Source organism: Histidinibacterium lentulum, assembly GCF_003789055.1.
GTDB lineage: Bacteria > Pseudomonadota > Alphaproteobacteria > Rhodobacterales > Rhodobacteraceae > Oceanicola > Oceanicola lentulus.
On record NZ_ML119086.1, the window covers coordinates 335,231 to 345,368 of the forward strand.

Here is a 10,138-nt window from a genome sequence, read left to right on the forward strand (position 1 = left end):
AGGTCGGCCCTTCGAATTGCAACCCAATCGCGGAAATCCGCGCCGATCGCATAAAATTTGGGGTCCAACGCGGTTCCCCTGTGCAGGGTTCCGAAAAATGTCGCAGCCTGCGGATCGGCCGGGGCGGTCAGCCCGGCGGCGGGCGGATCAGGACGAGGTAGTCGGGTCCTGCGCCCTGGATCGGGCGGTCGTCGATGATCTCGAATCCCTCGAGGTCGAGCCCCTCCCAGCGCGCGCGGCGCACGGCGATCACGAGGGGCGTGCCCTCTCCGGCGAGGGCTTTCAGGGCCTCGGGGTCGTCGATCTGCAGGATGTCGCGGCCGGCGTAGTAGGAATAGATGCCGGGATAGGTGCGGTGGGCGACGGGGGTGTAGCCCCTTTCGGCGTAGGCGGCGAGGAGTTCCGCCGGGATGCGGGTGGAGGCGCGCTCGTTCAGGCCCGGCAGGAGCACGAGGGCGAGGGCGAGGCCCCAGGCGGTGAGCGACAGGGTGAGCGCGGCGAGGGCCGGGCCGCCGGAGCGGGCGCGCAGGATCAGGGCGGCGCCGACGGGCAGCAGGAGCGCGCCGCAGAGGAGCGCGCCGGCGCGCAGACCCTCGCCCTCGGGGAGGACGGCGAGGACGAGAAGGGCCGCGCCGCAGAGGGCGGTGAGGGCGCCTGTGGCGATCCAGCCGGGACGGAGGTCGTGGCTCAGCGACAGGGCGCCGAGAAGGAGAGCGAGCTGCGCCATGACGGGCAGCAGGTAGACCGCCACCTTGCCGTCGAGGGTGGACATGATCGCGAAGTGGACGAGGGCGCCGAGGGCAAGGGCGGTGACGGGTCCCGGCGCGCCGAGGGTGGCGCGGAGGCCGGGCAGCCAGCGGGGCAAGCGGCGCCACGGGAGGGCCGCGACCATGCCGGTCCAGGGGAGCATGAGCACCGGCAGGACGCCGAAGTAGAAGGTCCAGGGTTCGGCGTGGTGGAAGGTGTCTGTGGCGCGGGCGACGACCTGCTGGCCGATGATCTCGCGCGCGAAGAAGTCCCAGCCCTCGACGAGCACGATGCCGAGGGCCCAGGACGACATCACCAGAGCGGCCACCCCGAGGCCCGCGAGGGTCGAGAGCGACAGGACGGGGCGCCAGCGGCCGGCCCAGAGGCCCGCCGCCCAGGCCGCGACCATGGGCAGGAGGAGGCCGAGGGGGCCCTTCACCAGCACCGCGAGACCGCCGAGCGCGTAGCCCGCGATGAGCGCGGCGCGGCCCGCGCCGTGGAGATGGAAGCGCAGCATCAGCGCCTGCGCCCAGAGCATCAGCGCGACGAACAGGAGATCCATGCGGACGTAGTGAAGATGCAGGATCACCCCGAAGAGGCAGAGCGTCGCCGCCACCCCCGCCGCCTGCGCATCGCGCGACAGACCGAGCGCCGCGCCCAGCCGCGTGACGGCGAAGAGAAGAAACCAGCCCGAGACCGCCGAGCCGAGGAACATCACCCCGGGCATCCCCACGCCGGGGATCAGGTCGAGCGCAGCCAGCATCAGGAAGAACAGCGGCGGCTTGTCGGGATAGGGCACGCCGTTGAGGTTCAGGACGATCCAGTGCCCGCCCTCGACGAGGTTCGAATAGACCTCGGCATAGCGCACCTCGTCGGAAAACCAGAACCAGCGCGCCTCGAGCGCGGGCAGGCACTGCACCGCGATCAGGAGCGCGGCGAAGGTCAGCGGATAGCGGCGGAAGAGGTCCCAGGCCCTGGCGGCGAGGGCCGTCATTGCGTCTCGAGCCTCTCGCGGCGGATCAGCCAGAGATTCCGCGCATAGATCAGCACGCCCATGGACTGCCCGAGGATGAACACCGGGTCGCGGCGGTAGATCGCATAGCTCAGCAGGATCGCCCCTCCGACGATGGAGCAGTACCAGAAGGCCACGGGAATGGTGGACCGGCCGATCCGTTCGGAGGCGATCCACTGCACGAGAAAGCGGGCGGTGAAGGCGAGCTGGCCGATCAGGCCCACCGCCACCCATGTCAGCTCCGCGGTGCTGTCCACATGGAGAAAGGTCTTCAGCGCCTCTAGCATGTCGGTCCGTCCTGTCCGCCCGCCAGCAGGTCCGCCGGGGTGAGCGCGCGCTTGCGGCGGCGGATCAGCCAGGACACGCCGACGAGATCGACCGCCCCCACGAGCCCGCGCCCGAGATTGGTGTATTTCGACCGCCCGCCCTCGCGGGGCCGGTGGCCGACATCGACATGGCGCACCTCCCAGCCGTCGCGCTGGAAGAGCGCGGGCAGGTAGCGGTGCATGTGATCGAAATAGGGCAGCATCAGGAAGGCGTCGCGCCGGAATGCCTTGAGCCCGCAGCCGGTGTCGCGCGTGCCGTCCTGCAGGAGCGCCCCGCGCAGGCGGTTGGCGAAGCCCGAGGCGAGGCGCTTGGAGAGCGTGTCGCGGCGCCCGACGCGCTGCCCCGCGACAAGGCCCAGCCGCGCCGGGGCGTCGTCAAGGAAGGGCGCGATCAGCTTCGGCAGGTCCTCGGGCGGGTTCTGCCCGTCGCCGTCGAGCATCGCCACCACGGGCGCCGTGGCCCGGCGCACGGCGCTGTGGATCGCCGCGCTCTGCCCCGCCGCGCGGGGGTGGGTCACGACGGTCAGGCGCGGCTCCTCGGCGGCGAGCTCGGCAAGGATGCGGGCGGTGGAATCGCGCGAGCCGTCGTCGGTCACGATCACCTCGGAGAGGGGAAAGGCGGTCCCGGCGGAAAGGACCCCGCGCACCACGCCCGCGATGGCCGCGGCCTCGTCATGGGCGGGGATCACGACGGCCACGCGAACGGGGTCGGGCGACGCGGAATGAGGGCCGGCGGGGAGCATGAAGGCGCGCTAGTCGCCGCCCTCCCCCTTGTCAAGCAAGGCCGGCGGGACCGGGACGCTCAGGCGAAGGCACGCCAGAGAAGCCGCACCGCAAGCACCGCGATCAGGACGAGGATCCAGCGGTTGAAGGTCTCGGTGGACATCCGCCGGCCGACGCGTCCCCCCAGCGGCATCGCCACCAGCACAGGCACGAGGGCGATGGTGCTGAAGATCATCCCCTCCGCAGTCAGCAGCCCCTCGGCCCAGAGCGCGGGCGCCTGCACCACGGCGTTCGTCAGGTAGAAGACCGAGATCGTGGCGATGAACACCGGCCGGGCGAGGCTCTGGGTGCTCAGGAACAGCATGGCGAGCGGCCCGGACATGCCCGCCGCGCCCTGCAGGATGCCGCCCATGACGCCCACGGGCAGGCTCAGCCGAAGGGCGACCCGCGGGGGGAGAGCGAAATCCGGATCGACGAGCCGCAGCACGAGATAGATGACGAGGATCACGCCGAGGCCCAGCTTCAGCGCCTCGGCGGGCAGCCGCGACAGCAGCAGGGTGCCGATCGCCATGCCGGGCACGGCGCCGACGCACATCCAGAGCGCGACTCCCCGGCCCGTGACATGCTGGCGGTAGGACCAGACCTGCATCACGTTCAGCACGATGTTGGGCACGACCATGACCACGATCGCGAATCGGACGTCGTAGAAGGCGGCGATCACCGGGACGGCGATCAGCGGCGCGCCGGAGCCGGTGGCGCCCTTGACGAAGCCGCCGAGGCCGAGCGCCACGACGATGGTCAGGATCGCGAGCGGGTCGATCGCGCTCATCGCCCCGCCCGCCCCCGGCCAGGGGCGGGCGACCCGGCCCGGCGGAGCGTGCAAAGGTTTGCAGACGCAGCAACGGCGCCCTCGGCCGGGGGGCTTCCGCGACGGGAGCCTGCCCGGCTCGGCGGACGGCATTCCAGCGAAAGCACGCTCCGGTCAAGGCTATGCTGCATTGGCATTATGGTCCCTGCCCCTTTCCAGATCCGCCCCGGACGGCCGCCTCGGAAATCGTTTGCGAATTGCTCTTGACCGCCGGCGACTCGATCCATAGCCTGCTCGCAACCGATTGCACAGACCCTTCGCGGTCGAGTCGGCGGGTAGGTCCGTCGGCGGCAGGCGGGGCGGGACGGGTTCCGGTCCGCCAGGTTGACGAGATGGGGCGCCGCCCCATGGCTCATGGTTTGCTCCGGGGCGCGAGACGGCCCGACGGCAGGACGAACAGGACAGGACGTTAGGGAAGGAGATCAAGTATGGCGGGTCTTGTGATCGGTTGGGTCGGGATGGGCCGGATGGGCTATCCCATGGCCGAACGGCTGGTGAAGGCGGGCTACGAGGTGCGGATCTGGAACCGCACTCGCGCGAAGGCGGAGCCTCTTGCCGCGAAGGGCGCGACCCTCGTGGACAGCCCCGCGGATCTGGCGTCGGTGGACGTGTTCTGCACCATGGTATCCACCGGCAAGGACGTGGAGCAGGTCTATTTCGGCGAGAACGGCGTGCTTTCGGGCGACGCGACGCCGGGGATCATGGTGGACTGGTCGTCGATCTCGACCGAGGAATCGGCGGCGCTGCGCGAGCGCGTGACCGCCCGCGGGGCGGAGTTCCTGTGCTCGCCCGTGTCCGGCAACGGCAAGTGCGTGAAGTCGGGCAAGCTCTCGGCGGTGGTCTCGGGCCCCGAGGCGACATTCGAGAAGGTCAAGGACATCATCGGCGCGGTGGCGCCCATGGGCGTGTCCTATGTGGGCGAGGGCGAGCTCGCCCGGTTCTGCAAGATCGCGCACAACGTGATGCTGGGCGTGGTGACGCAGAACCTCGCGGAGATCACCATCCTCGCCGAGAAGGCGGGCGTGCCGCGCCGGGCCTTCCTCGACTTCATGAACAACTCGGTGATGGGCTCGATCTTCACGCGCTACAAGACGAACGCGCTGGTGAACCTCGACTGGACGACGACCTTCACCTCGGCGCTGCTGCGCAAGGACCTCGATCTGGGCCTCGGCGCCGGGCGGGCGCTGGAGGTGCCGATGCCGGTGACCGCGGCCACGCGCGAGGCGCTCCAGCAGCATATCGGCATGGCGCAGGCGTCGGACGATCCGGAGGCCTATCTGGCCGCGGATTTCGCCATGCTTCTGGAGACGGTGGCGGCGCAGGCGGGCATCAAGCTCGAGAGCGAGGACAGCCCCTACCCGACCGGGCTCGAGGTGCCGGAAGCGGCCGAGTAGGGCCGCGCCGGATCGCATCGCCGCGACCGCCTCGAGGGGACGGCTGGACGCGGCGATGCACCCCGGGGGGAGGAGCCTCCGCCCGGACAGATGGGAGGAGAGACACATGGGTTCCGACGCACACCCGGCGACGCGGCTGAGACGGTCGCCTGCAGGGGCGGCATCATGGCGCTGACGCTCTACAACGCGCCGCAGTCGACCTGCTCGCAGCGCGTGCGCTTCGCGCTCCATGCCAAGGGGCTGGCCTTCGAGGAGGTGAAGCTCGACCTCTTCTCCGGCGATCAGCTGAAGCCCGAGTATCTGTCGCTCAACCCGAACGGGGTGGTGCCGACGCTGGTGGACGGCGATGCCGTGATCGTCGACAGCGCGGTGATCCTCGAATACCTCGAAGACACGCGGGGCGACGTGGCGCCGATGCGGCCCGCCGACCCGGTGGCCGCCGCACAGATGCGGGCGATGATGCGCTTCATCGACGAGGTGCCGACGCCCGCGATCCGGATTCCGTCCTACAACCTCGCGTTCCTGCCGCATTTCCAGTCCATGTCCGAGGAGGACTTCCAGGCGCTGTGCGACAGCAAGCCCCTGCGCCGGGAGTTCCTGATGCGCATGGGGCGTACCGGCTTTCCGCAGGCGGACATGGACGAGGCCATGGGCCGGCTCGGGCGCGGCATCGCGCGCATGGCGGACTGGCTCGAGGCGAGCGGCGGGCCGTTCCTGATGGGCGCGGAGATCAGCCTTGCCGATCTCGCGGTGCTGCCCGTCATCGTGCGGATGGACGACATCAACCTCGGTCACATGTGGGCCGACCGGCCCATGGTGGACGCCTGGTTCGAGACCATGCGCGCGCGGCCGGAACATGCCGCCACCTGGTACCACGGATCGCTGCTGACGCAGAAATACCCGCATCTCGCGCGGTTGCGCGCGGAGCGGAAGAGCGCCTGACACGGGCGCCGAGACCACGAAGACACGGCCCGGCGGGTGGGCGGGCCACAGATATTCAGGGAGAACCGATGAACGCCTTGCCACAAGTCCAGACACCCCGAGAGGGCCCCGCCGCCGGAGTTGCCAGTTCCGAAGCCATCATCGCATCGAAGGCCGTCGGCAAGATCTTCGGCGAGACCGTGGTCGCCCTCGAGGACATCAACGCGACCATCCGCCGGGGCGAGTTCGTCTCGCTCATCGGCCCCTCGGGCTGCGGCAAGTCGACGTTCCTGCGCCTTGTCGCGGGTCTGACCTTCCCCACGTCGGGCACGCTCGACGTGCTGGGCCAGCCGATGGCCGGACCGCGTCCCGAGATCGGGATGATGTTCCAGAAGCCCACCCTGCTCGCCTGGAAATCCGTCTTCGAGAACGTGATGCTGCCGGTGACGCTCGCCAAGAAGGGCCGCACCTCCAAGGCCGACCGCGAGAAGGCGATCGACCTGCTGCACCTCGTCGGTCTCGAGGGCTTCGAGTTTTCCTACCCGAGCCAGCTTTCGGGCGGCATGCAGCAGCGCGTGGCGCTGGCGCGGCTGCTGAACACGGGCGCGGAGATCCTGCTTCTGGACGAGCCCTTCGGCGCGCTCGACGAGTTCACCCGAGAGCGCCTCAACGTGGAGCTTCTGCGCATCCAGCGCGAGGTGAAGGCCACGATCCTCTTCGTCACCCACAACATCCAGGAAGCGGTGTTCCTCGCCGACAAGGTGTTCGTGATGACCCCGCGCCCCGGCCGGCTGGCCGAGGTTGTGGACGTCGACCTGCCGCGCCCGCGGGAGATCGAGCTGATGAAGGACGACACATTCAACCGCCGGGTCTTCGAGATCCGCGACATTCTCGGAGGCACGATATGAGCGTGACCGACGCTTCCGCCGCGGGCCGGGCCAAGGCCGCCCCCGCCATCCGCTTTCCTCTCTGGGCCCAGCACCTGCTGGTCTTTGCCTGCTTCATCGCGATCTGGGAAGCGGCGGTCCAGTTCAACTGGGTCTCGGCCCTGATCCTGCCCTCTCCCTTCGCGGTCGTGGGCGCGTGGTGGGACCTCGCCATCGTGCGCGGCATCATCTGGAGCCACTTCTTCGTCACCCTGACCGAGGTTCTCGTGGGCTTCGCCATCGGCGCGAGCTTCGGCGTGGGCATCGCGGTCATTTCCGCGATCAACCCGATCTTCCGCCGCCTGGTGCAGCCCTACATGGTGGCTCTGCAGGTGACGCCGCGGATCGCCATCGCGCCGATCATCGTCGCCTGGCTCGGCTTCGGCATGGAACCGAAGATCGCCATTGCCGCGATCATCTGCTTCTTCCCGATGTTCATCAACGCGCTGACCGGCCTGATGCAGGTCGATTACGAGAACCAGGAGATGTTCGACTCGATGCGCGCCACGAAGTGGCAGGTGTTCCGCCATCTGCAGCTGCCCGGCGCGATGCCGGTGATCATGGCGGGCTTCAAGACCAGCATCAGCCTCGCTCTCATCGGCGCCATCGTGGGCGAGTTCGTCTCCGCCTCCGAAGGGATCGGCGTGCTGATCCAGCGCTTCAGCTTCCAGCTTCTGCTGCCCCAGGCCTTCGCCAGCCTGATCATGCTGACGTTCATGGGGCTCGTGCTCTACTTCATGGCGACCTTCGCGGATCGTCGCATCGTCTACTGGCAACACGAGGATCTCGTGGCACGCATCTCGAAGAAGGCGCGCGCACGCCATTCCGACCTTCTGGGCAAGCGGTCCGCCTGAGGACCGCCCCCGAAGACCAGAACCAAGGGAGGAGACCCGACATGAAACACACACTGACAGCCGCCCTCATGGCTGCGACCGCGCTGACCGCGGCCCCGGCCTTCGCGCAGGATCTGCAGGAGATCAACGTCCTGACGCCGCTGCCGCGGCACACCGCCTGGTACCCGCTGATCGTGGGCGAGGCGCTGGGCTACTTCGCCGAGGAGGGCGTCCAGGTGGAGCTCGTGAACGGCGGCGACCTGCCGTCCACGGCCTTCCTCGAGAACGGCCAGGTGGACATCGCCTCGCTCGACCCGTCGGAGGTGATCCTCGCCCATGAGCGGGGCTTCGACTTCGACGTGGTCTACGAGGTGATGCACGGCGCGGTCGAGGGCATCTTCGTGCTCGACGGCGCCGAGGCCCAGAGCCTTGCCGATCTGTCGGGGACCACCATCGGCATCGTGGGCGAGAGCGACCGCGGTCTGCTTCTGGCCGCGCTCGGCCATGCCGGCCTGAGCGAGGACGACGTGACCATCGCCGTTCTCGGCGAAAGCGCGCCGCTCCTGGCGAACTCGCTCAACAACGGCCAGGTCTCGGCGGTCGTCGGCGCGATCTCCGACTTCGTGGCGATCGCGAGCCAGGGCGTCGAGGTGCGCAGCGTGCTGCCGCCCGAGATGAGCGAGATGCCCGCCAACAACTTCGCGATCCGTGCCGATGCCATCGGCGGCGACCGCGAGGAGGTGATGCAGGGCTTCCTGCGGGCCTGGGCGAAAGCCGCCCATGCCGGTCTCGTCGATCTCGAGGCCACGAAGGCCATGGTGATGGAGGCCGATCCCGAGAACTGGATCAACGAGGAACTCGGCACGATCTTCCTCGAGGCGGCGCAGGGCCTGCACACGCCCGACGGCGAGGTCTACGGCGACGTGCGCCACCCGATCTGGGAGGGCGTCCTGAACGAGATGGTCGAGGTCGGCATGCTGGGCGAGGCCTTCGCCACCGACGAGATCCTGAACGACCATTTCCTCGAGACGGCGAACGATTTCGACCGCGCCGAGGTCGAGGCCGAAGTGGCCGAGTACAAGGCGGGTCTCTGAGCCCACCTGCCGGCCCCGGGTCAGTCCCGGGGCCGGTCCCCCAGCGAGACAGGCAGATGACCACCGTCACGACAGACCGACAGATCGACCCCCGCGTGGCCTCGGCCGCCGCCCACTGGTCGCACCGCTTCGTGGCCAACGGCGTGCCGCTCGCGGATTTCCAGGACGTGACGGGCGCGCTTACGGACTGGGACGGCTGGTGCGCGGCCTGGGTCGCGCGGGGCGCCGTCCACGAGGACCTCGCCCGCGCCGCCGAGGATGGCGGGCACCTGCGCAGCGCGGCGGAGCACTGGACCACCGCCGGCGTCTGCCACCATTTCGGCAAGTTCCTTTTCGTGCACCGCCCCGAGGAGATGCGCGCGGCGCATCTGCGGGCGGTCGCCGCCCGCAACGCCGCCCTGCCCCATCTCGACCTGCCGGGGGTGCGGGTTGAGATTCCATGGGGCGGGCATGTTCTTTATGGCAACCTGCGCAGGCCGCGCGGGGTGGAGCGCCCTCCGGTCGTCGTCATGGTCATGGGCCTCGACAGCGCCAAGGAGGAGATGCACACGAACGAGCAGGTCTTCCTCGACCGCGGCCTCGCCACGCTGGCCTTCGACGGGCCGGGACAGGGCGAGGCGGAATACGACATGCCCATCCATCCCGCCTACGAGGAGCCCGTGCGCGCCGTGGTGGACTGGATCGAGACCCGCGCCGATCTGGACGCGGCCCGGGTGGCGGTCTGGGGCGTCAGCCTCGGCGGCTATTACGCGCCCCGCGCCGCGGGGTTCGAGCCGCGGCTCAAGGCCTGCGTGTCCCTCACGGGGCCCTTCGATTTCGCCGAGGCCTTCGACCGGGCGCCGCCGCTGACGCGCGCCGCCTTCACCGCGCGCTGCTTCGCCCGGACCGAGGCCGAGGCGCGCGAGGTGGCCGCCGCGATGACGCTGGCGGAGGCCGCGCCCCGGATCGCCTGCCCGACCTACATCGTGGGCGGCGCCCTCGACCGCGTCCTGCCCCCCGACCATGCCGCGCGCCTGGCGGGGGCGGTGGCGGGTCCGGTCGTGCTGAACATGATCGAGGACGGCACCCACGTCGCCAACAACCGACCCTACAAGTATCGAACCCAGGTGGCCGACTGGCTCGCGGATATCCTCGCGGCCCGGTCACCGCAGACCTCAGGAGAGACACCATGAACATGGCGTTGACGCCGAATGTATTGCAGCCGATGGATCTTGATCCGCACTGGCGTTGGGAGGGTCGTTTGCCGGCGTGGGGTCATACGTCGGTGGATTTCGAGCGGCGCGTGGATCATGAC

10 protein-coding genes are annotated in these 10,138 nt (G+C 69.5%); 6 read left to right on the top strand and 4 right to left on the bottom strand.

Annotated features, from left to right (window positions below; translation table 11 throughout):
* Window positions 1-127: 127 nt before the first annotated feature.
* The 4 genes from EAT49_RS13920 to EAT49_RS13935 form a co-directional block, all read right to left on the bottom strand.
* Window positions 128-1,741 carry an ArnT family glycosyltransferase gene (locus EAT49_RS13920; RefSeq protein ID WP_123642886.1) on the bottom strand — a complete coding sequence of 538 codons (1,614 nt, stop codon included), beginning with the start codon at window positions 1,739-1,741 and terminating at the stop codon, window positions 128-130.
* The gene (locus EAT49_RS13925) at window positions 1,738-2,046 is read right to left on the bottom strand and encodes a lipid-A-disaccharide synthase N-terminal domain-containing protein (RefSeq protein WP_123642887.1); all 309 of its coding nucleotides are present in this window, start codon (window positions 2,044-2,046) and stop codon (window positions 1,738-1,740) included. The genes EAT49_RS13920 and EAT49_RS13925 overlap by 4 nt, the downstream gene beginning before the upstream one ends.
* The gene (locus EAT49_RS13930; RefSeq protein ID WP_342773826.1) at window positions 2,040-2,783 is read right to left on the bottom strand and encodes a glycosyltransferase family 2 protein; all 744 of its coding nucleotides are present in this window, start codon (window positions 2,781-2,783) and stop codon (window positions 2,040-2,042) included. The genes EAT49_RS13925 and EAT49_RS13930 overlap by 7 nt, the downstream gene beginning before the upstream one ends.
* 104 nt (window positions 2,784-2,887) lie before the next feature.
* Window positions 2,888-3,637, bottom strand: coding sequence for a sulfite exporter TauE/SafE family protein (locus EAT49_RS13935; protein WP_185020759.1), 750 nt, complete (start codon window positions 3,635-3,637; stop codon window positions 2,888-2,890).
* A gap of 467 nt (window positions 3,638-4,104) precedes the next feature.
* On the opposite strand from EAT49_RS13935, the gene EAT49_RS13940 reads away from it, so the two are divergent.
* The 6 genes from EAT49_RS13940 to EAT49_RS13965 all read left to right on the top strand — a co-directional run bounded on the left by EAT49_RS13940 (window position 4,105) and on the right by EAT49_RS13965 (window position 10,016).
* Complete coding sequence (locus EAT49_RS13940; protein ID WP_123642890.1) at window positions 4,105-5,070, top strand: NAD(P)-dependent oxidoreductase; 966 nt, start codon at window positions 4,105-4,107, stop codon at window positions 5,068-5,070.
* A 165-nt stretch (window positions 5,071-5,235) separates the two neighbouring features.
* Window positions 5,236-6,012, top strand: coding sequence for a glutathione S-transferase family protein (locus EAT49_RS13945; RefSeq protein WP_123642891.1), 777 nt, complete (start codon window positions 5,236-5,238; stop codon window positions 6,010-6,012).
* A gap of 68 nt (window positions 6,013-6,080) precedes the next feature.
* On the top strand, window positions 6,081-6,899 hold the full coding sequence (locus EAT49_RS13950; RefSeq protein ID WP_123642892.1) for an ABC transporter ATP-binding protein: 819 nt from the start codon (window positions 6,081-6,083) through the stop codon (window positions 6,897-6,899).
* Window positions 6,896-7,771, top strand: a complete 876-nt coding sequence (locus tag EAT49_RS13955; RefSeq protein ID WP_123642893.1) for an ABC transporter permease — start codon at window positions 6,896-6,898, stop codon at window positions 7,769-7,771. The genes EAT49_RS13950 and EAT49_RS13955 overlap by 4 nt, the downstream gene beginning before the upstream one ends.
* A 41-nt stretch (window positions 7,772-7,812) precedes the next feature.
* Window positions 7,813-8,844 (top strand): ABC transporter substrate-binding protein, encoded by a 1,032-nt coding sequence (locus tag EAT49_RS13960; RefSeq protein ID WP_123642894.1) that lies wholly within the window; start codon window positions 7,813-7,815, stop codon window positions 8,842-8,844.
* 56 nt (window positions 8,845-8,900) lie between these two features.
* Window positions 8,901-10,016: an alpha/beta hydrolase family protein gene (locus EAT49_RS13965; protein WP_123642895.1), complete on the top strand. Its 1,116-nt coding sequence runs from the start codon at window positions 8,901-8,903 to the stop codon at window positions 10,014-10,016.
* Window positions 10,017-10,138 lie beyond the last annotated feature (122 nt).

Excerpts from the sequence above, each read along its gene's own strand:
- EAT49_RS13920 (WP_123642886.1), bottom strand. The coding sequence starts at position 1,741 with ATGACGGCCCTCGCCGCCAGGGCCTGGGACCTCTTCCGCCGCTATCCG.
- EAT49_RS13925 (WP_123642887.1), bottom strand. The coding sequence starts at position 2,046 with ATGCTAGAGGCGCTGAAGACCTTTCTCCATGTGGACAGCACCGCGGAG.
- EAT49_RS13935 (WP_185020759.1), bottom strand. The coding sequence starts at position 3,637 with ATGAGCGCGATCGACCCGCTCGCGATCCTGACCATCGTCGTGGCGCTC.
- EAT49_RS13940 (WP_123642890.1), top strand. The coding sequence starts at position 4,105 with ATGGCGGGTCTTGTGATCGGTTGGGTCGGGATGGGCCGGATGGGCTAT.
- EAT49_RS13945 (WP_123642891.1), top strand. The coding sequence starts at position 5,236 with ATGGCGCTGACGCTCTACAACGCGCCGCAGTCGACCTGCTCGCAGCGC.
- EAT49_RS13950 (WP_123642892.1), top strand. The coding sequence starts at position 6,081 with ATGAACGCCTTGCCACAAGTCCAGACACCCCGAGAGGGCCCCGCCGCC.
- EAT49_RS13955 (WP_123642893.1), top strand. The coding sequence starts at position 6,896 with ATGAGCGTGACCGACGCTTCCGCCGCGGGCCGGGCCAAGGCCGCCCCC.
- EAT49_RS13960 (WP_123642894.1), top strand. The coding sequence starts at position 7,813 with ATGAAACACACACTGACAGCCGCCCTCATGGCTGCGACCGCGCTGACC.
- EAT49_RS13965 (WP_123642895.1), top strand. The coding sequence starts at position 8,901 with ATGACCACCGTCACGACAGACCGACAGATCGACCCCCGCGTGGCCTCG.